23 protein-coding genes are annotated in these 20,125 nt (G+C 66.4%); 17 read left to right on the forward strand and 6 right to left on the reverse strand.

Annotated elements, in window-relative coordinates; genetic code table 11:
- Positions 1 to 88: 88 nt before the first annotated feature.
- From ACREB7_RS00055 to ACREB7_RS00110, 12 genes are all read left to right on the forward strand, one after another.
- Entirely contained in the window at positions 89 to 1,576 is a 1,488-nt protein-coding gene (locus ACREB7_RS00055; protein WP_431590259.1) for a carboxylesterase/lipase family protein, read from the forward strand.
- 4 nt (positions 1,577 to 1,580) lie between these two features.
- Entirely contained in the window at positions 1,581 to 2,354 is a 774-nt protein-coding gene (locus ACREB7_RS00060; protein ID WP_431590260.1) for an SDR family NAD(P)-dependent oxidoreductase, read from the forward strand.
- A gap of 248 nt (positions 2,355 to 2,602) precedes the next feature.
- On the forward strand, positions 2,603 to 4,780 hold the full coding sequence (locus tag ACREB7_RS00065; RefSeq protein WP_431590261.1) for a TonB-dependent receptor: 2,178 nt from the start codon (positions 2,603 to 2,605) through the stop codon (positions 4,778 to 4,780).
- Positions 4,781 to 4,782: 2 nt separating this feature from the next.
- Positions 4,783 to 6,186, forward strand: a complete 1,404-nt coding sequence (locus ACREB7_RS00070) for an FAD-linked oxidase C-terminal domain-containing protein (RefSeq protein WP_431590262.1) — start codon at positions 4,783 to 4,785, stop codon at positions 6,184 to 6,186.
- Positions 6,186 to 7,484 carry an MFS transporter gene (locus ACREB7_RS00075; RefSeq protein ID WP_431590263.1) on the forward strand — a complete coding sequence of 433 codons (1,299 nt, stop codon included), beginning with the start codon at positions 6,186 to 6,188 and terminating at the stop codon, positions 7,482 to 7,484. The genes ACREB7_RS00070 and ACREB7_RS00075 overlap by 1 nt, the downstream gene beginning before the upstream one ends.
- Positions 7,485 to 7,534: 50 nt before the next feature.
- Positions 7,535 to 8,290 (forward strand): helix-turn-helix transcriptional regulator, encoded by a 756-nt coding sequence (locus ACREB7_RS00080; RefSeq protein ID WP_431590264.1) that lies wholly within the window; start codon positions 7,535 to 7,537, stop codon positions 8,288 to 8,290.
- Positions 8,287 to 8,994 carry a FadR/GntR family transcriptional regulator gene (locus ACREB7_RS00085; RefSeq protein WP_431590265.1) on the forward strand — a complete coding sequence of 236 codons (708 nt, stop codon included), beginning with the start codon at positions 8,287 to 8,289 and terminating at the stop codon, positions 8,992 to 8,994. The genes ACREB7_RS00080 and ACREB7_RS00085 overlap by 4 nt, the downstream gene beginning before the upstream one ends.
- On the forward strand, positions 8,994 to 9,965 hold the full coding sequence (locus tag ACREB7_RS00090; protein ID WP_431590266.1) for an ROK family protein: 972 nt from the start codon (positions 8,994 to 8,996) through the stop codon (positions 9,963 to 9,965). The genes ACREB7_RS00085 and ACREB7_RS00090 overlap by 1 nt, the downstream gene beginning before the upstream one ends.
- Before the next feature lie 165 nt (positions 9,966 to 10,130).
- Positions 10,131 to 10,625 carry a response regulator transcription factor gene (locus ACREB7_RS00095; protein WP_431590267.1) on the forward strand — a complete coding sequence of 165 codons (495 nt, stop codon included), beginning with the start codon at positions 10,131 to 10,133 and terminating at the stop codon, positions 10,623 to 10,625.
- Between the two features lie 60 nt (positions 10,626 to 10,685).
- Positions 10,686 to 11,063 (forward strand): hypothetical protein, encoded by a 378-nt coding sequence (locus ACREB7_RS00100; protein ID WP_431590268.1) that lies wholly within the window; start codon positions 10,686 to 10,688, stop codon positions 11,061 to 11,063.
- A gap of 28 nt (positions 11,064 to 11,091) precedes the next feature.
- Positions 11,092 to 11,511, forward strand: a complete 420-nt coding sequence (locus ACREB7_RS00105) for a hypothetical protein (RefSeq protein WP_431590269.1) — start codon at positions 11,092 to 11,094, stop codon at positions 11,509 to 11,511.
- 24 nt (positions 11,512 to 11,535) lie between these two features.
- Complete coding sequence (locus ACREB7_RS00110) at positions 11,536 to 12,027, forward strand: MarR family winged helix-turn-helix transcriptional regulator (protein ID WP_431590270.1); 492 nt, start codon at positions 11,536 to 11,538, stop codon at positions 12,025 to 12,027.
- A 64-nt stretch (positions 12,028 to 12,091) separates the two neighbouring features.
- On the opposite strand, the gene ACREB7_RS00115 is transcribed toward ACREB7_RS00110, so the two are convergent.
- The 6 genes from ACREB7_RS00115 to ACREB7_RS00140 form a co-directional block, all read right to left on the reverse strand.
- Positions 12,092 to 12,844: a sigma-70 family RNA polymerase sigma factor gene (locus ACREB7_RS00115; protein ID WP_431590271.1), complete on the reverse strand. Its 753-nt coding sequence runs from the start codon at positions 12,842 to 12,844 to the stop codon at positions 12,092 to 12,094.
- The gene (flhA, locus tag ACREB7_RS00120) at positions 12,834 to 14,957 is read right to left on the reverse strand and encodes a flagellar biosynthesis protein FlhA (RefSeq protein ID WP_431590272.1); all 2,124 of its coding nucleotides are present in this window, start codon (positions 14,955 to 14,957) and stop codon (positions 12,834 to 12,836) included. Before flhA ends, ACREB7_RS00115 begins: the two co-directional genes overlap by 11 nt.
- On the reverse strand, positions 14,954 to 15,784 hold the full coding sequence (locus tag ACREB7_RS00125; protein WP_431590273.1) for a transglycosylase SLT domain-containing protein: 831 nt from the start codon (positions 15,782 to 15,784) through the stop codon (positions 14,954 to 14,956). Before ACREB7_RS00125 ends, flhA begins: the two co-directional genes overlap by 4 nt.
- An 81-nt stretch (positions 15,785 to 15,865) precedes the next feature.
- On the reverse strand, positions 15,866 to 16,171 hold the full coding sequence (locus ACREB7_RS00130) for a hypothetical protein (protein ID WP_431590274.1): 306 nt from the start codon (positions 16,169 to 16,171) through the stop codon (positions 15,866 to 15,868).
- Positions 16,168 to 16,473 (reverse strand): flagellar biosynthesis anti-sigma factor FlgM, encoded by a 306-nt coding sequence (flgM, locus tag ACREB7_RS00135; protein WP_431590275.1) that lies wholly within the window; start codon positions 16,471 to 16,473, stop codon positions 16,168 to 16,170. Before flgM ends, ACREB7_RS00130 begins: the two co-directional genes overlap by 4 nt.
- 190 nt (positions 16,474 to 16,663) lie before the next feature.
- Positions 16,664 to 17,170, reverse strand: a complete 507-nt coding sequence (locus ACREB7_RS00140; RefSeq protein WP_431590276.1) for a flagella basal body P-ring formation protein FlgA — start codon at positions 17,168 to 17,170, stop codon at positions 16,664 to 16,666.
- Between the two features lie 277 nt (positions 17,171 to 17,447).
- Between ACREB7_RS00140 and ACREB7_RS00145 the strand changes: the two genes are divergently transcribed.
- Genes ACREB7_RS00145 through ACREB7_RS00165 form a run of 5 tightly spaced genes read left to right on the forward strand, consistent with a single transcriptional unit; the run spans position 17,448 to position 20,125 of the window.
- Positions 17,448 to 17,786 (forward strand): flagellar basal body rod protein FlgB, encoded by a 339-nt coding sequence (locus ACREB7_RS00145; RefSeq protein WP_431590277.1) that lies wholly within the window; start codon positions 17,448 to 17,450, stop codon positions 17,784 to 17,786.
- Positions 17,783 to 18,193: a flagellar basal body rod protein FlgC gene (gene flgC, locus ACREB7_RS00150; RefSeq protein WP_431590278.1), complete on the forward strand. Its 411-nt coding sequence runs from the start codon at positions 17,783 to 17,785 to the stop codon at positions 18,191 to 18,193. The genes ACREB7_RS00145 and flgC overlap by 4 nt, the downstream gene beginning before the upstream one ends.
- Position 18,194: 1 nt before the next feature.
- Positions 18,195 to 18,506, forward strand: a complete 312-nt coding sequence (locus ACREB7_RS00155) for a flagellar hook assembly protein FlgD (protein ID WP_431590279.1) — start codon at positions 18,195 to 18,197, stop codon at positions 18,504 to 18,506.
- A 12-nt stretch (positions 18,507 to 18,518) separates the two neighbouring features.
- Positions 18,519 to 19,346, forward strand: coding sequence for a flagellar hook-basal body complex protein (locus tag ACREB7_RS00160; protein ID WP_431590280.1), 828 nt, complete (start codon positions 18,519 to 18,521; stop codon positions 19,344 to 19,346).
- A 35-nt stretch (positions 19,347 to 19,381) separates the two neighbouring features.
- On the forward strand, positions 19,382 to 20,125 hold the full coding sequence (locus ACREB7_RS00165; RefSeq protein ID WP_431590281.1) for a flagellar basal body rod protein FlgF: 744 nt from the start codon (positions 19,382 to 19,384) through the stop codon (positions 20,123 to 20,125).

Genomic DNA, 20,125 nt, shown 5'->3' on the forward strand with positions numbered 1-20,125 from the left:
GAACCCCCAAAAACTGGCATAGTCAAAACGGGGGAAGGCACAGCATGGGGCGGTGCGGCGCGTCATGCGCGCATGCTAGCCTGATGGCATGACCGAACCGACTCCCACCGATATGATCGTCGCGACCGAAGCAGGCGGGGTGCGCGGCGCCGCCGATGGCGCCATCGTCCGCTATCTCGGCATTCCTTATGCCGCGCCGCCGAAACGCTTCGAGCTGCCGCAACCGGCCGCGCCATGGGACGGGGTGCGCGACGCGCTCGATCCGGGTCCGGCTGCGCCGCACCGCGTCAGCGACTTTCCGATGGTCGACCCGAGCCCGCTGATCGGTCATGGTAGTGACGGCGGCGACGGCGATTATCTGCGGCTCAACATCTGGGCGCCGGTCGCGGCGAAGGACGCGCCGGTGATGGTCTTCATCCATGGCGGCGGTTTTGTCGTCGGCAGCAAGGATGCGCCGGTCAGCGACGGGGCGGAGTTCGCGCGCTCGGGCGCCGTCTGCGTCGCGATCAACTACCGCATGGGAATCGACGGTTTCCTGCCGGTGCCGGGCGTGCCGACCAATTTGGGTCTGCGCGACATGATCTTCGCGCTGGGGTGGGTCCAGCGCAATATCGCGGCCTTTGGCGGCGATGCGGCGAATGTCACCGTCTTCGGCGAGAGCGCCGGGGCGATGGCGATCGCCAGCCTTGTGACGTCGCCGCTCGCCAAGGGGCTGTTCCGCCGCGCGATCATCGAGAGCGGGCATGGGGCGATGGTGCGCGACATTGCGGTGGCGCAGCACTTGGTGCGGAAGTTGGCGAAGGTGCTGCGCATCGTGCCCGATGCGGATGGATTTCGTAGCGTGTCCAATGAGATGGTGCAGAACGCCATCGAGAAACTTGCCAAACCCTGGGCGATCGACCTGCGCGATGCGGGTGGGCGCGAGCCGGTGTACGGGATCAGCCGCTTCATTCCCGTCTATGGTGACGACATATTGCCTGAAAAACCGCATGATGCGCTGCGCCAGGGCGCGGGGCGTGACGTCGAGATACTGATCGGCAGCAATGCGGAGGAGATGAACCTTTATTTCGTGCCGACCGGCGTGCGCGCGAAGATCGGCGGGCTGTTCGCGCGCTGGCTGCTGGGGCGATCGATGCCCGACGCGAAGGCGGCGCTGATGGCCTATGGTTACAAGCAGAAGGGCGTGCGGCCGGGGCAGGCGCTGACCGATGCGATGAACGACCTCGTCTTCCGCTGGCCGGCGCGCCAATATGCCGCCGTGCACCAGGGGCGGACGTGGATGTACGAGTTCGACTGGCGCTCGCCCGCCTGCAACGGCGAGTTGGGCGCGTGCCACGGGATCGAGCTGCCCTTTGTGTTCAAGACGCTGGCGACCGCGACCGGACCCAAGGGGCTGGCGGGCGAGGCGCCGCCGCAGGAACTCGCCGAGCGGGTGCATCAGATATGGGTCGGCTTCGCGCGCGATGGCTCGCTGCCCTGGGGCGAGTTTGGCGCCGACCGGCAGGTCTATCAGCTCGAACGCGGCGAAGCGGTCCACGAGCCGGTGATGCCTGCCGCCGCCTTCGTTCCGGAGTAAGCCGATGTATCTCGACAAATTGCGCCTGACCGGGCGTAGCGCCTTCGTCACCGGCGGCGCGCAGGGGATCGGCTTTTGCGCCGCCGAGGCGCTCGCCGAAGCGGGGGCGCGGGTGACGATCGCCGACCGCGATGCCGAAGCGCTGGAGCGCGCGGTCGCGGAGCTGGCCGCCAAGGGCTATGCGGTCTTTGCCGAGACGCTCGACGTGACCGACAGCGCAGCGGTGACCGCCGCCGCCGACGCGATGCTGGCGCGCGAGGGGCGGATCGACATCCTGGTCAACAATGCCGGCATCGCGCGCAGCGAAACCGCAGCCGAGGATGTCGCCGACGAACATTGGCTGAATGTCCTCGACGTCAATTTGAACGGCAGCTTCTGGTGCGCGCGCGCCTTTGGGCGGCATATGCTGGCGGCGGGGCGGGGGAGCATCGTCAATGTCGGGTCGATGTCGGGCGTCATCGTCAACCGGCCGCAGCCGCAAAGCTATTATAATGCGTCGAAAGCGGCGGTGCACCAGCTGACCAAGAGCCTCGCCGCCGAATGGGCGCCGCGCGGCGTGCGCGTCAATGCGGTCGCGCCGACCTATATCGCGACGCCGCTCAACGCCTTCGCCGACCAGCAAGGCGAGATGTACAAGCGCTGGATCGACGGCACCCCGCAGGCGCGGCTCGGCGAGCCCGAGGAGGTGGCGGCGGTGATCCTGTTCCTCGCTTCGGACATGGCGAGTCTGATGACCGGGAGCATCGTGCTGGCCGATGGGGGCTATAGTTGTTGGTGATCCGGCCCAGCCGGCAGCCAGCCTAGCCTTTTTCGTCACCCCGGACTTGATCCGGGGTCCCGCTATTCACCGTCGCTGAGCGGGACCCCGGGTCGAGCCCGGGGTGACGAGGGCGGATAAATTCCGTTCCGCACCGGCAAACCCCGTCTGCCGATCGGCATAATCGCCGACCTTTCATATAGGTCTAAAAGCTGTCAGATAGGTTCCCGCAGGGCGGCCATGACCGCCTCTTTTGGGGATGATGCCAGATGACCAACTTCCGTTTCGCTTTTGCCTCGTCGTTCGCGCTGGCCGCCGTGCTGGCGGCGGCGCCCGTCCATGCACAGGAAGCGCCCGCTGCGGCCGCTGTCGAAGGCGAGGATGACGGCATCATCGTCGTCACCGCACGCAAGCGCGACGAGACGCTGAGCGACGTGCCGATCGCGGTCACCGCGATCAGCGGCGACACGCTGGTCGCGCGCGGCTTCAATTCGGTGCGCGAGGCGGCGGTGCTGTCGCCCGGCCTCAATATCAACAGCGACGGAACGGGGCGCGCCTTCGTGTCGATCCGCGGCGTCGGCGTGACGCTGGTGCAGTCGGTCCAGCCCGGCGTCGGCCTGTTCATCGACGGCATTTACCAGCCGAACACCGCTTACCTGAACAACCCGCTGCTCGACGTCGAGCGCATCGAGGTGCTGCGCGGGCCGCAGGGCACGCTGTACGGCAAGAACACGATGGGCGGCGCGATCAACGTCATCACGCGCCAGCCGGGCAATGATTTCGAAATGCGCGCCAACGGCAGCTATGCCGGGCCCGACAACAGCTGGATGGTGTCGGGTTCGGTGTCGGGACCGATCGTGACCGACAAGGTCGCGCTCCGCGTCGCCGCGGCGCACCGCCAGCAGGACGGTTTCCTGACCAACAGCGTGATCGGCGGCAACGCCAACCCGCTCAACACCGACAGCCTCAACGCGACGCTGCGGGTCACCCCGTCGGACGGCTTCGCGCTGACGATCAAGGGCTATTATGACAGCGTCGACGGGGTGAACGTGCCCTATTCGCGGGTCAGCGGCCCGACCGACTATCGCCGCGATGTCCAGTTCAACACGCTGAACGAAGTGCGTTTCAAATATCGCGGCGTCAGCGCGCGCGCCGAGGCCGACCTGGGCGGTGGGTCGCGGCTCAGCGTCATCGGCGCCTATGACATGCGCAACGGCTTCACCCCCGACGGCGAGGGCGACTTCGGTCCTGATAATACGGTGCGGACGATCGCGCGCGACAGCCTGCGCACGATGACGCTCGAATCGCGGCTCGACAGCGAATGGTCGGACCAGTTTTCGACGCTGTTCGGCGTCTTCTACAGCAACGAAATGGTCCGCGCGCGCGGCCAGGACACGATCAACCTCGTCCACCCGCTGCTCGGCCCGATCAACATCGTCCGCAACACGACCGCGAAGAATGTCGGCGACACCTATGCCGCCTTCGGCACCGTCTTCTGGAAGCCGAACCTCGACTGGGAGATCGCGGCGGGGCTGCGCTATGACCATGAGGATCGCACCGCCAACGGATCGGTGATCTCGACCACGACCAACGCGATCCTCGGCACCTCGACCGCCGGCGGCCTCGTCCCCACCGCAAAAATCCAGTCCGACGAATGGCAGCCGAAGCTGTCGATCACGCGCAAATGGACGCCCGACCTTATGACCTATGTGTCGGTCGCGCGCGGCTATCGCGGTGGCGGCTTCAATGCCCCGACCGCGCCGACCCGCACCTACAAGGGTGACTCGGCCTGGACCTATGAGGGCGGCGTGAAATATGCGACCCCTGCGCTCAACCTGTCGGCCACCGTCTTCTACAGCGATTACAAGGATTATATCGGGCTCAACTCGATCGCCCCGGCGGCGGGCGGCGGGCTCGTCACCGTCGATCTCAACACCGGCGACGTCGAAAGCTATGGCGTCGAACTCGAAGCGATGGTGCGCCCGGTCCAGAACTGGACGCTGCGCAGCGGCCTGACCTGGATGCACGCGCGGATTGTCGATGACAGCGCCTATTTCAACACCACCGGACGCCGCCTGTCGTCCGACCGGCTGACCTTCCAGCCCGACTGGACCGCCAGCTTTTCGAGCGACTATCGCATCGAGACCGGCGGCGACAGCGACCTGACGCTGAGCGCCGGGCTGGTCGGCAAGGGTAAAAGGCTCGCCGCGACGCTCAACCAGACGACGCCGACCCTGCTCGACAGCTATTGGCTGACCAATGCGTCGATCGCGTACCGCACCGGCCCGGTCGAGGTCGCGCTGTTCGCGAACAACATCTTCAACACCGAATATTTCGAAAGCTATATCGAAAAGACGACGCTGGCGCTCGCGGGGCTGCCGGCTTCCGACCTCGGCATCACCGGCGACCGCCGCCGTTACGGCGTGCGCGCAAGCCTGAAGTTCTGATCGTGGCGGGGACGGCCTATGCGGGCGCGCGCAAACCGCTCCCCGCCGATCTGGTCGGAGCGCTCGAACAAAGGTTCGGGGACCGCTTCGAGCGTAGCCAGGCGGTGCTCGGGCAGCATGGCGCCAGCGAGAGCCATTTCGCGCCGGTGCTGCCCGACGCGGTGGTGTTCGCGCTGTCGACCGACGATGTCGTCGCGCTGGTGACCCTGTGCTCGGCCGCCGATGTGCCGATCGTGCCCTTTGGCGCGGGGACATCGATCGAGGGCAATGCGCTCGCCATCCACGGCGGCATCTCGCTCGACATGAGCCGGATGGACCGGGTGATCGCGGTGCATGCCGAGGATTTCGACTGCGTCGTCCAGCCCGGGGTGCGCCGCGAGGAACTCAACATGCATCTGCGCGATCAGGGGCTGTTCTTCCCGATCGATCCGGGCGCCAATGCGACGATCGGCGGCATGGCGTCGACCCGCGCGTCGGGAACCAATGCGGTGCGTTACGGCACGATGAAGGACGCGGTGCTCAGCCTCGAAGTGGTGACGCCGCAGGGCAAGGTCATCCGCACCGCGCGCCGCGCGCGCAAGTCGGCGGCGGGATATGATCTGACCCGGCTTTATGTCGGCTCCGAAGGCACGCTCGGTATCATCACCGAGGTGACGCTGCGGCTGCATCCGGTGCCCGACACGATTTCGGCGGCGGTGTGCAGCTTCGATACGCTGGCCGGCGCGGTCGACACGGTGGTCCAGTCGATCCAGTGCGCAGTGCCGCTGGCGCGCGTCGAGATCCTCGACGCCAAGCAGATGGCGGCGGTCAACCGCTGGTCGAAGCTCGATTATCCTGAAGCGCCGACGCTGTTCTTTGAGTTCCACGGCAGCGCCGCGAACGTCGCCGAACAGGTCGAGACAGTGAAGATGCTCGCCGAAGCCAATGACGGCAGCGCGTTCCACTGGTCGAACCTGCCCGAGGAACGCTCGAAGCTCTGGCGCGCGCGCCACGAGGCCTATTATGCGGCGGTCAACATGCGCGCCGGCGCGATCGGCTGGGCGACCGATGTCTGCGTGCCGATGAGCCGCCTCGCCGAATGCATCGGCGAAACGCATGTCGACCTGGAGGCGTCGACCATCCCTGCGACAATCCTCGGCCATGTCGGCGACGGCAATTTCCATGTCGTCTTTTCGATCGACCCCGATGCTCCCGAGGAAATGAAGGAGGTGGAGGCCATCAATGCCAGGCTCGTCGAGCGCGCGTTGGCGATGGACGGCACCTGCACCGGCGAACATGGCATCGGCATCGGCAAGCAGGACTGGCTGGTCGCCGAACTGGGCGAGGCGGTCGAGCAGATGAAGCGGATCAAGCGCGCCTTCGATCCGCAGAATTTGCTCAACCCCGGCAAGATCTTCGCGCTCTGATGGCGACGAAGGCCGAACCGCTCGCTCCGTCCGCGCGGCTCTCCGCGGCGGCGGCGCCCTTGCTGCTGCTCGCGCTGGTGACGACGGTGGCTTTCACCGCGCTCGGCAGCTTCGGGACGATCCAGGAAGCGGCGAAGGCCGAAATGGGGCTCAGCGATGACCATCTGGCGCTGATCCAGGGGCTGGGCGCCGCGGTGCCGATGGTGCTGTTCTCGATCCCGGTCGGGATCCTCGTCGATCGGCGCAACCGCGTAAGGCTGACGCTCGGGCTGGGGGTGCTGTGGACGCTCGGAACCTTGCTGACCGCCTTTGCGCCCAATGCGGCGCTGCTGACGGCGGCGCGGATGCTCACCGGCATCGGCTCGACCGGATCGCTCACCGCCGCCTTGTCGCTGTGCGCCGATTATTGCGCGGCCGACCAGCGGGGCAGGGCGATGCTGATCGTCAATCTGGGCAAGGCGCTCGGGGTCGCGCTCGGCTTTGCCCTCACCGGCTGGCTGTTCGGCTTCTTCGCCGATTTCACCGGGCCCGGATGGTTTCAGGATATGGCGCCCTGGCGCAGCGCGCATGTCGCGCTCGCCGCGATCAGCGCCCTGCTGCTCCTGCCCCTGCTGTTCCTGCGCGAACCCGAACGGCGCGAGGTCGAGGCGAGCCCCGACGCGCCATTTCGCGTTGTCGTGCGCGAACTCTGGTCGCGCCGCGCCTTCCTGATCCCGCTGTTCGCCGGACAGGTGGCCGTGGTGATGGCCGATGTCGCGGCGACGGTGTGGATCGCGCCCGTCCTGTCGCGCGATTTCGACCTGACGCCGCAGCAATTCTCGGGCTGGGTCGGCGCCTTGCTGTTCGGCACCGGGGTCGCGGGGGCGATTATCGGCGGGCTGTCGGCCGACTGGGGCCAGAAAAGCGGGCGGCGCGGCGGCTTGCTGCTCGGCGCGGTGATCGCGGCGGGGATCGGCGTGCCGGCCGCGCTGTTCCCGATCATGCCGAGCGTCACCGGCGTCGCCGTCATGCTCGGCATCATCTCGGCGGCCGGCGCGGTCACCGGGCTCGTCGTCTCGGTCGCGCTCACCGTCTATATCCCGAACGAATTGCGCGGGCTGTGCATCGGCGCCTTTATCGCGGTCGCGGGGTTGATCGGCTTCGGCCTCGCGCCGTGGATCGTCACCCGGGTCAGCGCGATGATGGGCGGCGAGGCGATGCTCGCCGAGGCGCTGGCGCTGGTCGGCGTCATCGTCAGCGCCTTGTCGTTCGTGGCCTTCTGGCTCGCGATGCGCCGCGCTCCGGAACCTATCAGATAGGTCTTGCGAAAGCTGTCAGATAGGTATAGGGTCGCTGTGGGAGAAAAGCCATGGCCACCAAGCATCCGGTTATCGTTTCGCATGAGATGACGAGTTTTGTCGGGGAAGGGGGTTGCGATCGCCGCCTGCTGCCGCCCGACGCGATCATCCTCGGTTTCGGGGGGGTGCAGGAACCCGTGGTCAGCACGCTGGCTTTTCGCGACCTCGAAAGTGCTGCGGGCGATCATCTCCTGATCTTCGCGGTGTCGCGCGGCGCGTGCCGCCGCCTGTTCGGCGAACTGCCCGATCCCGCCGCGCGCTGGTATCTGCCGTCGGACCTGCGCGCGCTGGGCCAGTCGATCGTGTCGCCCGACATCGACGCGCCGGCGATCGACACGCTGCGCCTGGCGCGCTCGATCGAACTGCTCTGCCAATTCTTCGCCGCCTTGGCGGCCGGGCGCATGGTGCCGGTCGATGGCCAGCCGAGCCTGTGCGAAAGCGACATCGCGCGCATTGCCGCCGCGCGGCGGATCGTCGACGAACGCTGGCACGAAAAGCTGACGCTCGACGATATTGCGCGCAGTTGCGGCATCAACCGCGACAAGCTGACGCGCGGCTTTCGCGAGCTATATCATTGCACCGTCGCCGAGGCGCTGAGCGAGCGGCGCTTGCGCCAGGCGCGGCAGATGCTCGCGGCGAGCGACCTGCCGGTGGCGAGCATCGGCTATCGCTGCGGCTATCTCAACAATGCGAGCTTCACCCGCGCCTTCTCGCGCCGGTTCGGCATGGCGCCGACCGCGATGCGCCGCGTTGGCGTCGCCGCATGAGCGGCATGATCGATCCGGCGGCGGGCGGCTCGCTCGTCGAGCGCGCGATGGAATTTGTGCGCGACCATATCCGCACCAACGACCTCAAGGTCGGCGACACGCTGCCCGGCGAAGGGAGCTTTGCGACGCAGATGGGGGTCAGCCGCCCGGTGATGCGCGAGGCGTTCGGCGCGCTCGCGGCGCTGCGCCTCGTCGATGTCGGCAACGGCCGCAAACCGCGGGTCGGTGCCATGGACGGATCGGTGATGGCGGCGTCGATGGGCCATGCGGTCAACACCGCGCAGGTGAGCCTGGCCGATGTCTGGGATGTCCGCCGCACGCTCGAGCTGCGCACCGCCGAACTGGCGGCGCTGAACCGCAGCGACGAGCAGGCGCGGGCGATCCTGACCGCCGCGCACGGCCTGGCGGTCGACCATGACGAGGCGGCGCGCACCGCCGCCGACACCGCCTTCCACCAGACGATCGCGGCCGCGAGCGGCAATCCGCTCTTCTACCAGATCGTCCGCTCGTTCGAGGAACTGATGGCGCTCGCCATCCCGCGCGCCTGGCAGGAGCGCACGACGCCCGAGGAACGCGAAGAGACGCTGACGCTCCACCGCGAAGTCGCCGCCGCGATCGCGGCGCGCGAGCCGGCACGGGCGCGGATCGCCATGGAGCAGCATTTCGCCAATTCGATCGGCGAACGGCTGCGCGACGCGGGCTGATGACCGCCGCGCCCGCCCCGGTTGGCCGCTTCGCGGGAGTGGAGTTGGGCGGGACCAAGGTGATCGTCACGCTCGCCGACGGGCTCGATATCGTCGCGCAGCATAGCCTGGCGACGACGACCCCCGATGAAACGCTGGGCGCGGCGGTCGATCGGCTTGCCGATTGGAACGCGCAGGCGCCGCTGTCGGCGATCGGCATCGCCAGCTTTGGTCCGATCCGCGTCGATCGGGCGGCACCCGACTATGGCATCATGCTCCACACCACCAAGCCCGGCTGGTCGGGTGCGCCGGTCGTCGGCGCTTTTGCGGCGCGGTTCGGTTGTCCGATCGGGCTCGATACCGATGTCAATGGCGCCGGGATCGCCGAGGCTGCGCTCGGCGCGGGGCGCGATTGCAACACCATCGTCTATCTGACGATCGGAACCGGGATCGGGGGCGGGGTGATCGTGGACGGATGTCCGGTGGTCGGCCGCCTTCACCCCGAAATCGGCCATGTGCGGCTGCGCCGCGCCGGGGGCGACGGCTTTGCGGGGGCCTGCGCCTTTCACGGCGATTGTATCGAGGGGCTGGTGAGCGGCCCGGCGCTGTGGGCGCGCTTCGGGCGCGACCCGGCGACCGTCGATCCCGCCGATCCGGCCTGGGATGCGGTGGTGTCGGACCTGGCCGAACTCCTCGTCGCGCTGATGCTCACCCTGTCGCCCGACCGCATCATCGTCGGGGGCAGCGTTGCGCTCGGCCAACCCGATTTGCTGGCCCGTGCAACCGAACGCGCCGCCGGATGGTTAATGCCCTACATTGGCGATTATGACGTTACGGCCATGTCGTGTATCGTCGTGCCACCGACGTTGAAGCAGGATGCCGGGCCGCTCGGCGCGGTTTTGCTCGCGGTGCGGGCGGCGCAACTCGGGACACCCGGTGTCACATCGGGCTTGCGTTCGGCCGCCCTTCGTGATTCAGCGGGGCAAAGATAAACGGGTCGGCTTCCGCCGATGGCACAACAGCGCGCGGAGACTAGAATGAAGCGATTGACCATCTTGCTGGAAAACGGGTTCGGCGCGATCGAACGCCCGGAGCGCTCGCCGCAGGCCTGCCTGCAAGCGTTCACACCTAGTTAGCCAGCTTGATTTAGACTCGAGATGTACTATTCCCGACCCGTGCAAGGCGATCCTGACAATTACATCAGCCTGCTGTCGGCCGCGCAAATCGAAACGTTGCGGCATGTTTTTGAGCATAAAAATTCCAAGGAAATCGCCCGGCTGATGGACGTGTCGCCGCACACGGTCGACGAGCGTGTGCGAAGGTCCTTAAAAAAACTTAATGTTTCCAATAGAGTGGAGGCCGCAACGATATTGGCTCGTAACGGTGTCTTCGACGATGTTACTCCTTATCAGCCTTTGACATATCAATCGCTTCACCTAGCCGATGATCCCGCCGACGACGAAGCCGACCCGGGGCACGGGTCGCTCTGGCAGGTCTTCAAAATCGGTTTGCCATTCCCGACCGCGTCCCAGCCGATCAATCGGCACGGGTTGATGGAAAGGATTATCTGGCCAATTCTGATCGCATTTGTGACGATTTTGGCCTTCTCCGCTCTCTATTCGATCCTTGTCGGACTTGGTCGGTTGACCTGATGTTCGAATTGAATGCTGCGGGGGGGAACCGGTAGCATTCTCAAGTACAAGGACCAAGAAATGCTGAACCAACGACTTTCCGGCGCGAAAAAAATCGCTTCCGAACTGCACCAGGCCGAAGACGCCATCGACGAGGTGATGATCCGCATCGCCAATCTCGCCGCGACCCTGCCCACCGTCCGCCGCGACACCAATATGTCGGCGATCGTCGGTCAGGAAGCGATGGCGAAGGTCGCGCACGCCCTGGCCGCCGCCGGTGAAGTCCGCCAGCTGCTCACCGACGCGCATCTCGCGCTCACCGTGACGCAGAAGCAGGTTGGGCTTGGCACGCGGATGTTCGGCGCCGGGGTGAAGCCCGCCAGCGCGTCGCTCGACGAAGGCAGCAACGACCTGGTGCGTGCCGACGTCGTGGAAATGCCGCTGGCTAAGGCGTCGTAAGGCTTAAGGGAAGGTTGACGAGAGCCACATGTGGGCCGTTGCGATTTATTACAGCGTTTTGTTGATCACGGTAGCCGTCGCGATGAAGCGCGGCGGTTACCTCGAACGCTGGGCGGCATATACCGCGCTGATCGCTTCGGTCTGCTCCACTTTGGTGTCACCCGTTCCGGAATGGACAAATATCGAAATCAATATCTTCGTCATCGACCTCATCGTCTTGATAAGTTTCTGGTACATCGCGTTCAAAACAGAGCGTTTCTGGCCTTACTGGATCACCGGCTGGCAATTGATCGCGATTTTCGGACACCTGCAGAAGCTGATGTTTTCGGAGATATTGGCGCGTCCCTATTCGCTGCTTTCGATATATATATCCTATCCGATCCTGCTCGTGATCATGTACGCGGCGGGATCGACCAAACGGACAGGTGACGTAAGGGCGACCGCATAGCGGACGCCCCGGGGGTCCCGACCAATGCAGCAATTTTCGAATGTAGAAATTGCGGAAATCAAATCGCGGATCGACCAGATCCAGGAAATGCTGGCGACGAATGCGGGCGGGACAGGCCCGGCCGGGTCGCAGCCCGACCGGATCGACGCGCCGGTTCCCGGCTTGCTCGAGCAGCTGAATTTCAGCCTCCAGATGCGCCGCACGCGCCGATCGCATTTCGGCAGCAACCAGCTGACCGGGCCGACCTGGGACATGCTGCTCGACCTGATGCTGGCCAAGACCAACGATCGCGAACTCAGCGCGAGCGATCTGGCTACCGGCGCCGGGGTACCGCTGTCGTCGGGCCTCCGGATGATCGCGTTGCTCGAACAGCTCGACCTGGCCGAACGTTTCACAGACGAACGGGATCGCCGCCGTTCGATCGTGCGGCTGACCGACCATGGCGTAGACCGCATGACGCGCTATTTCGAAAAAATGGGCGACGCGTGGAGCAGCCGTCGCCGCTACGCGATGTAGGATCCCCCATAGAGTCCCCTCCGGCCGGGATGCGGCGGCTGGCCTCCCCGGCCGTCGCGCCCGGTCAATCCAGTTCGGTGACCTCGCGCAGCATCCGGTCGATCTTCGCCATCGCATCGCGCTTGATCTGGCACACCCGCGCCGCGCTGACGTCGAGCGTCAGGCCGATTTCCTGCAGGTTGAGTTCTTCGAAGAAATAGAGCTGCAGCACCAATTGCTCGCGCTCGGGCAATTTGGCGATGCACGCGCCCAGCGCCTCGAGCAGATCCTCCTGTTCGCACCGCTCGTCGGCGCCGTCGGCCTCGTCGGCGAGCAGGAAGCTGCCGTCGTCGATCATCGCGTCGAGCGAGGTCGAGCGGCCGTGGGTCGCGCTGCGTTCGAGCGCGAAATATTCCTCCGCCGACATCTCGAACGCCTCGGCCATTTCGGCGGTCGTCGGCGCGCGCATCAGATGCTGTTCGAGCGTGGCGCGGACGCTGCCGATCCTTTTGCCCGCCACCATCGCCGATCGCCCGACATCGGCCTCGCGGCGCAGCTGGTCGATCATCGCGCCGCGGATGCGGGTCGAGGCATAGGTGGCGAAGGCGAAGCCGCGCTCCTCATAATGGCGGCTCGCCTCGATCAGCGCGATCAGGCCGACCTGGACCAGATCGTCGAGGTCGCTGGTCCGCGACACCCGCGAAAACACCTGCCAGGCGATCTTGCGTACCAGCGGCGCATATTCGTCGATCAGCTCCTCGGCGCTCGCGCCATAGCCCTGCGGCGATGCGGCGCGCGCCGCCGCGCCGGCGAACTGCACGGCAGGCTCAATTTTCATGGTGATGATCCTTCATCTGATCGGCGCTTTCATCGGCCAGTCGCGGCATGTCGGCGCCGATCGTCGCGACGATCTCGGTCGCCTTGGTGGCGGGAATTTCGAGGTAGGAAATGACCGCGACGTCGGGGAAGGTCGCGCGGACGAGCCGCGACAGCGCGGGGCGGCAGATCGGCGAGGCGACCAGCGCGAAGCTGCGCGTCGACAGCAGCAAAGGTTCGACCGCCTGGCCGATCTGGCCGACGATCTTCATCGCCATGCCATGTTCGAACGGCCATTCGGCGCCCGGATTGGCGCGCACCGCCTGGTTGAGCAGCATTTCGATCTCTGGGGTGAAGGTAACGACCGGCAGCGGCATGCGGCTCGGCACGATCGTCTGGACGATCAGCGCCCCGATGCGCTGGCGCACGGCCTCGATCAGCTCGCTTTCGCCGAGCTGCTGCCCGGCAAAGGCGACCATCGCCTCGGCGATCTTGCGGAAGTCGCGCAGCGGAATGCGCTCGATCAGCAACGCCTTGCACAGGCTGGCGATGCGCGGCAGCGCATAGCCAGCCGGGGTCAGGCTGGCGGTCAGCTGCGGATAGTGGATCTTCAGATTGTCGATCAGCGCCTGCGCATCGTCGATGCCGAACAGGTCCGAGGCCGACGCGACGATGCTGTTGTTGAGGTGGGTTGCGACGACGGTCGCCGGATCGACGACGGTATAGCCCGCCGCGATGGCGTCGTTTTGCGACGCGCGCGGAATCCACAAGGCGTCGAGCCCGAAGGTCGGATCCTTGCACGGCCGCCCCGCGACCTTGGTGACCAGATCGCCGGAGTCGAGCGCGAGCAATTCGTTCGGGAAAACCTCGTCCTCGCCGACGATCACCCCGGCGACCGAGATGCGATAGACATTGCCGGGCAGCGACAGATCGTCGCTGACCTTCACCGCCGGGACGACGAAGCCGAGTTCCTTCGACAGCTGGCGGCGGATGCCGGTGATCCGGCCCATCAGCGGCGCGCCCTTGCGTTCGTCGACCAGGCTGACCAGCGCATAGCCGATCTCGAGCTGCGCCGGGCTGCTGTCGCTGACATCGGCCCATTCGATCAGGTGCGGGTCGGCTGGCGGAGCGGCGGGTTCGGGGGCGGCGGCGACCGCTGCGGCCGCTTTGCGCAATTGCCAGCCGATCGTGAAGGACAAGGCTGCGGCGGGCAGGATCAGCATCTGCGGCATCGCCGGGACGAGGCCGAGGATGGTCAGGATGCCGCCGACCGCGAACCAGATATGCGGCGCCGCGAACTGGCTGCCGATCTGGTCGGACAGGTTCATGGGCGAGGTGACGCGGGTGACGATCGCGGCGGCGGCGATCGACAGCAACAGCGCCGGGATCTGCGCGACGAGCGCGTCGCCGATCGCCAGCGTGACATAGGTGCTGCCGGCTTCGGAAAAGCTGAGGCCATGGCTGAACACGCCGAGGATGAGGCCGCCGACGATATTGACGAACAGGATCAGCAGGCCGGCGACGGCGTCGCCCTTCACGAATTTCGAGGCGCCATCCATCGAGCCGTAGAAATCGGCCTCGGTCGCGACTTCCTGGCGCCGCGCCTTGGCTTCGTCGGGAGTGAGCAGGCCGGCATTGAGGTCGGCGTCGATCGCCATCTGCTTGCCGGGCAGGGCGTCGAGGGTGAAGCGCGCCGACACTTCGGACACGCGCCCCGCGCCCTTGGTGATGACGACCATGTTGATGATCATCAGCACGACGAACACGAACAGCCCGACGACATAGTCGCCGCCGATCAGCACCTGGCCGAACGCCTCGATCACATGTCCCGCCGCCGACGTTCCTTCATGGCCGTGGACGAGGACGACGCGCGTCGAGGCGACGTTGAGCGCCAGCCGGAACAGCGTGGTGAGCAGCAACACGGTTGGAAAGGCCGAAAAATCGAGCGGTTTGGCCGCCGACAGCGCGACCATCAGCACTGCGAGGCTGACCATGATATTGGCGACGAAGCTGATGTCGAGGATCAGCGGTGTCACCGGGATCACCATCAGCGCGACGAGGATGAGCATCCCCACCGGCAGCGCGGCGGCGCCGGCGAAACGGCCGGCGTCGCGGGCGTTGAGGCTCAGCTTCATGCGGCACCGCCGAGCGACGCGAGCCGCTGATAGGCCTGGGCGGCGAAGCCCATCGAGAGTTTCTTGGGCATGGGTTGAATATCCATCATCGGAAGCGGCGGACGCCCGCCCTGGGTGCCGCTGGCGCTCGCCATCTGCATCCGCCAGCCGGGGTTGGGGGCGGTGCCGCCGGGAAAGGCGCCGGGGGAGAAGCCGGGTTCGCCGCCCTCTTCGAGCTTGGCGCGGAAGCGTTCGCGAATGTCGCCGAGGCTGCGCATGCTGCCGTCGGCGGCGTAGAAGATCGAGCGGTTGGCGGCGGCGGCATCGGGCATCATCGGCGCGCCGGCCTGATCGGGATCGGCGGCCCAGGCCGACAGGAATTTCACCGCGCCGCCCGAGCCGAGGAAATGCGCGAGATACAGGTCGACCGGTTCGGCGGTGCGGCCGGTGCGGCTTTCGACATAGGCGCGGTTGTCCGACGTGAAGGCGGCGGCCATCGCCGCCGAAGCGGCGGGGTCGTCGCGCAGGTCGAAAATCTGCTGGCGCAGCGTCGGGTCGGTGACGGTAAGGCGGCCCGAGGCGTCGCGCCCGATCGCATTGGCGGCCCAGCCGAGGCCATGGTCGGCGCCGTGACGATCGAGCGTCGCCAGCCAGGTCGATTTGGTGAACTGATACAGGCCGCGCGCCGACGAGGTCGGGGCTTTGGCGGTCGGGTTGAACCCGCTTTCGACGCGCGCGACATCGACCAGATAGTCGAAATCGACCCCGGTGCGGCCCGATGCGTCGGCCACCGCCGTCATCACGGGGGAGGCGGCGATGCCGGCTGCACTGCTGTTGATCGTCGTCATGGCTGTTGGTTCCACTGCATTCAGCAGACCAAAAGCAATCATCGTGCCATATCGAGGAAATGGCCGGTTCGACTATGGTTATTAATAGCTTAGCGCGATGCCCTGCGGCGCGGTCCCGCGGATCTGGTGGGTCCTGTCAATCCGCTGACGCGTCCAGTCCTTGAGGACATTGACCCGGATCGCGGCGGCCTCGAGCTTGCGCAACACCCGGTCGATCAGCATCCGTGCGTGCTGCTCGCGGCCCGCCGGGACGGAGGTGCTGCGGAACAGGATCACCGCGGTGGCGAGCGCCTCGGTCGCCGCGACGATCGCGCCGGCGTCGTGCCCGTCGAGCGCCGCGACCAGCGCGTCGAGCTGCGCCTGCACCTCTTCCATCTGCATCATCATGCGTCGGCGCCGCGCCCGTGAAACTGCAGCATCGCGCGCGCGGTGGCGGCGGGGTCGAGGACATAGCTGCCGTCGGCGATCGCGCCGCGGATCGCGGCGACGCGCGCGCCGTCGACCGGGGCGGGCTGGCTGGCGATGCCGGCGGCGAGGGTGATGAGGCTGGCGACCGGAACCGGTTCGCTTGCGGTCCGGTGCTGCGCCGGCGTCGGCGCAGGTTCGGCGGTGGCGCTCGCGATCTGGCGCACGGCGCCGATGCGCACGACGTTGCCGACCTGCAGCCCGATCTTGCCGTCTCCCGTCATATGCGCCTCCTTTCCTAGGGCCCGTCAGAAAAACGACGGCCGCTTCGAAGGGACCTAACGGACGCGAAATCGGGCGATTAAGGCGAACAAGTCAAAAAACCAAAGAAAAGGCCCGGCGGCGTCGGAAAACCGACAGCCACCGGGCCAAGGGTGGGGCTCGGGACCCCAACCAGGAGCTGAAATTCTTGTGTCAGTCGACCAGGCGGGCGCGGCCCGGGCCGGTGACGACGGCGCTCAGCGCGCTTTTGGCGTCGCTGCCGCGCAGCGCGATCAGGTCGCCGACGCGGCCGTCCTGGGTGGCGGTCGCGGCATAGCTGATCGAGAAGCTTTCGGTGTCGATGGTGACGCGGACATTGTCGCCGCGGCGCACGACCGGGGCCGCTGCGGCGGGTTTGGCGACGAAGCCGCCTGCGGCGCTGGCGCCGGCGGGCGCGGTCATCGGCACGCGCAGGCGCCAACCGAGCGACGGGCAGCGCACGGCGAGCGTCGCGCTGTCGACGGCGGTCACCGATGCCTGTTCGGGGCAGCGCGCCAGCTTGATGCGGCGGTCGATCGGGGTCGCGGTGCGGCCCATCGCGTTCGCCACCATCGCGGTGAGCACGTCGATCGTCTGCCAGTCCTCGCTCGCCTGCTGCGCCGATGCGGCGGGGATGCAGGCGGCGAAAGCGGCGATGCCGATAATGATCTTGCGTTTCATGTCCCATCTCCTTCGGTCCAAAATGGTCGCTCGCAGGAGTGCAGGATGCGTGCCAATCGCGCTTTGCTGCGGCTTTCGGGCGCGCTTGCGGGGTGACCGTCAAAAATCTGACCTGGGCTTCGACGGCCCGGTCCCATGCCTGTTCGAGGCTCCGATAAATGGCGGAAAACCGTCTCCGTTCGGCATTTGGCACGCCGATTGCATTATGCCTTGGTGTTTTTCGCGCGTCTGCGCCGGCCACTGCCGGAAGCGACCACCGAAAGAAGGAATATGTACGATGGCATCAGAGAAGCTCTTCGGCATCCACGCCAGCGCGCTCCAGCTTCGGAGCCAGCGGATGATGCTGCTCGCGTCGAACATCGCCAACGCCGCGACGCCCAATTACAAGGCGCGCGACCTCGATTTTTCGAAAGCGCTCGACCTTGCGCAGCAGGGTGGCTCGATGGAAGGGGCGATCGAATATCGCATTCCCGTCCAGGCGTCGCTCGACGGTAATACCGTCGAAATGGCGACCGAGCAGACCGCCTTCGCCGAAAACGCGCTCGCTTATCGTTCGAGCCTCTCGTTCCTCTCGGGCCGCGTCAACACGCTGACCCGCGCGCTGAAGGGAGAATGACGATGAACGGCTCGCTCTCGGTCTTCGACATCAGCGGCCGCGCCATGTCGGCGCAGCTCGTCCGCCTCAACACCACCGCGTCGAACCTCGCCAATGCGGGGACGATCGCCGGCAGCGAAGCGGGCGCCTATCGCTCGATGAAGCCGGTGTTTCGCACCGTGATGGACGACAGCGGCCGCGCGACGGTCGCGGTCGACCAGGTCACGCAAACGAAAATGGCGCCGTCGAAACGGCACGACCCCAACAACCCGCTGGCCGACAAGGACGGCAATGTCTGGGAAGCCGCAGTCGATAGCGCCGCCGAGCTGGTCGAGATGGTCGAGACCGCACGGCAATATCAGAACAACGTCCAGGTCCTCGAAACCGCCAAGGGCCTGATCAACGAAACCCTGCGGATGGGACAATAAGATGGCCGTGAACAGCGTCACCAACACCAGCAACGTCGTACTCCAGCCGAAGGGCAGCGCGAACCAGATGGGGCAGAGCGATTTCCTGCGCCTGATGACCGCGCAGCTCAGCCAGCAGGACCCGTTCAACCCGGTCGATAACCAGCAGATGGTCGCGCAGATGGCGCAATTCTCCAGCCTCGCCGGGATCACCGAAACGAACACGACGCTTCAGACGATTTCCGACCAGCTCATAGCGCAGACCCAGCTGCTCAAGGACATCAAGGCGGCGACCCCGTCGACCGCGACCACCCCCGACACCAGCACGCAATAAGGAGCCGAACCCATGTCTTTCTATACCTCGCTTTCGGGCCTCAAGGGCGCCCAGACCGAAATGTCGGTCGTCTCGAACAACATCGCCAACGCCGGCTCGATCGGCTTCAAGCGCAGCAAGGCGCAGTTCGGCGACATCTTCGCCGCCTCGCCGAACCAGTCGACCAAGACGGTCGCAGGGCAGGGCACGCGGCTGAGCGGCATCACCCAGCAGTTCACGCAGGGATCGTATGAATCGAGCGAAAAGACGTTCGACATGGCGATCATCGGCGACGGCATGTTCGTCGTGAAGGGCGAACCGCCGCGCAACCAGGTCACCTATACCCGCAACGGCGCCTTCTCGCCGCTCGAGGACGGCCGCGTCGTCGACTCGACCGGCGCGACGCTGCAACTGCTGCCCGTCGATGCCGACGGCAATGTCACCAGCCGCGACCTCGCCTCGACGACCGATCTCGTCGTGCCGCAACATGCCGCGGGGAACCCCGACGCCGCGCTGGTCAATGTGTCGATCGGTCTCGACGGGCTGGCCACGGCGACCTTCGCCGACGGCTCGAACCAGAAGCTCGGCAAGGTGGCGATGGCGACCTTCCCCGCGATGGAGGGCCTCCGCCCCGTCGGCGACGCGCATTGGCAGGCGACCGGCGACAGCGGCCCGCCGACGATCGACGCCGCGACCAACGGCCCGATGGGCACGCTCCAGTCGGGCGCGCTCGAACGCTCGAACGTCGATATCACCGAGGAACTGGTGATGCTGATCGCGGCCCAGCGCAATTTCCAGGCGAATGCCAAGGCGATCGAGGGGGCGTCCGCGCTGACCCAGACGATCATCGGCCTCCGCTGATCCGATCCTGATCGCCGCCTGCCGGGAGCAACCATATGGACCGCGTCATCTATACCAGCCTCACCGCGATGCGGGGCAGCATGGCCCGGCAGACGGCGATCGCCAACAATCTCGCCAATGCGCAGACGCCCGGCTTTCGCGCCGACCTGGCCGAAGCGCAGACCTTGTGGCTGCACGGCAGCGGCGCCGACAGCCGCGCCGTCTCGTCCGAAGAAGTCGTCGGCGCCGACATGCGCGCCGGGACGATCACCGCGACCGGCCGCGACCTCGACGTCGCCATGGCGGGCGACGCGATGCTTGTCGTCCAGGCGCCGAACGGCGAGGAAGCCTATACCCGGCGCGGCGACCTTCAGGTGTCGCCGAGCGGACTGCTGACCACCGGCGACGGTCATCCGGTGCAGGGTTCGCAGGGCCCGGTCACCATCCCGCCCGCCGACTCGATCAAGGTCGACCAGGAAGGGCGCGTGTTCATCGTGCCCGCCGGCGGCGATCCCGAAAATCCGCAGGAGGTCGATCGGCTCCGCCTCGCGACCCCGACGGGGTCGGAGATCGTCAAGGGCCTCGACAACCTGTTCCGCGTCAAGGGCGGCGGCATCCTGCCCGACGATCCCGAAGCGCGCGTCATCACCCGCTCGATCGAGGGCTCGAACGTCACCGCGACGGTCGCCCTCGTCGACATGATCGAGGCCAGCAAGGCCTGGGATTCGCAACTCAAGCTCATCAGCGACGCACGCGACATGGACAGCGCGACCGCGAACCTGATGGCGCTGCCCCGTTAA

Origin of the sequence: Sphingopyxis sp. (assembly GCF_050725615.1) — a bacterium.
Lineage (GTDB): Bacteria > Pseudomonadota > Alphaproteobacteria > Sphingomonadales > Sphingomonadaceae > Sphingopyxis.

Bases quoted from the DNA above. Each gene is read 5' to 3' on its own strand.
- ACREB7_RS00055 (WP_431590259.1), top strand. From the start codon at position 89: ATGACCGAACCGACTCCCACCGATATGATCGTCGCGACCGAAGCAGGC.
- ACREB7_RS00075 (WP_431590263.1), top strand. From the start codon at position 6,186: ATGGCGACGAAGGCCGAACCGCTCGCTCCGTCCGCGCGGCTCTCCGCG.
- ACREB7_RS00165 (WP_431590281.1), top strand. From the start codon at position 19,382: ATGGACCGCGTCATCTATACCAGCCTCACCGCGATGCGGGGCAGCATG.
- ACREB7_RS00095 (WP_431590267.1), top strand. From the start codon at position 10,131: ATGTACTATTCCCGACCCGTGCAAGGCGATCCTGACAATTACATCAGC.
- ACREB7_RS00130 (WP_431590274.1), bottom strand. From the start codon at position 16,171: ATGATGATGCAGATGGAAGAGGTGCAGGCGCAGCTCGACGCGCTGGTC.
- ACREB7_RS00060 (WP_431590260.1), top strand. From the start codon at position 1,581: ATGTATCTCGACAAATTGCGCCTGACCGGGCGTAGCGCCTTCGTCACC.
- flhA (WP_431590272.1), bottom strand. From the start codon at position 14,957: ATGAAGCTGAGCCTCAACGCCCGCGACGCCGGCCGTTTCGCCGGCGCC.
- ACREB7_RS00085 (WP_431590265.1), top strand. From the start codon at position 8,287: ATGAGCGGCATGATCGATCCGGCGGCGGGCGGCTCGCTCGTCGAGCGC.
- ACREB7_RS00110 (WP_431590270.1), top strand. From the start codon at position 11,536: ATGCAGCAATTTTCGAATGTAGAAATTGCGGAAATCAAATCGCGGATC.
- ACREB7_RS00125 (WP_431590273.1), bottom strand. From the start codon at position 15,784: ATGACGACGATCAACAGCAGTGCAGCCGGCATCGCCGCCTCCCCCGTG.
- ACREB7_RS00065 (WP_431590261.1), top strand. From the start codon at position 2,603: ATGACCAACTTCCGTTTCGCTTTTGCCTCGTCGTTCGCGCTGGCCGCC.
- ACREB7_RS00155 (WP_431590279.1), top strand. From the start codon at position 18,195: ATGGCCGTGAACAGCGTCACCAACACCAGCAACGTCGTACTCCAGCCG.
- flgM (WP_431590275.1), bottom strand. From the start codon at position 16,473: ATGACGGGAGACGGCAAGATCGGGCTGCAGGTCGGCAACGTCGTGCGC.
- ACREB7_RS00080 (WP_431590264.1), top strand. From the start codon at position 7,535: ATGGCCACCAAGCATCCGGTTATCGTTTCGCATGAGATGACGAGTTTT.
- ACREB7_RS00160 (WP_431590280.1), top strand. From the start codon at position 18,519: ATGTCTTTCTATACCTCGCTTTCGGGCCTCAAGGGCGCCCAGACCGAA.
- ACREB7_RS00145 (WP_431590277.1), top strand. From the start codon at position 17,448: ATGGCATCAGAGAAGCTCTTCGGCATCCACGCCAGCGCGCTCCAGCTT.
- ACREB7_RS00140 (WP_431590276.1), bottom strand. From the start codon at position 17,170: ATGAAACGCAAGATCATTATCGGCATCGCCGCTTTCGCCGCCTGCATC.
- ACREB7_RS00090 (WP_431590266.1), top strand. From the start codon at position 8,994: ATGACCGCCGCGCCCGCCCCGGTTGGCCGCTTCGCGGGAGTGGAGTTG.
- flgC (WP_431590278.1), top strand. From the start codon at position 17,783: ATGACGATGAACGGCTCGCTCTCGGTCTTCGACATCAGCGGCCGCGCC.
- ACREB7_RS00105 (WP_431590269.1), top strand. From the start codon at position 11,092: ATGTGGGCCGTTGCGATTTATTACAGCGTTTTGTTGATCACGGTAGCC.
- ACREB7_RS00115 (WP_431590271.1), bottom strand. From the start codon at position 12,844: ATGAAAATTGAGCCTGCCGTGCAGTTCGCCGGCGCGGCGGCGCGCGCC.
- ACREB7_RS00100 (WP_431590268.1), top strand. From the start codon at position 10,686: ATGCTGAACCAACGACTTTCCGGCGCGAAAAAAATCGCTTCCGAACTG.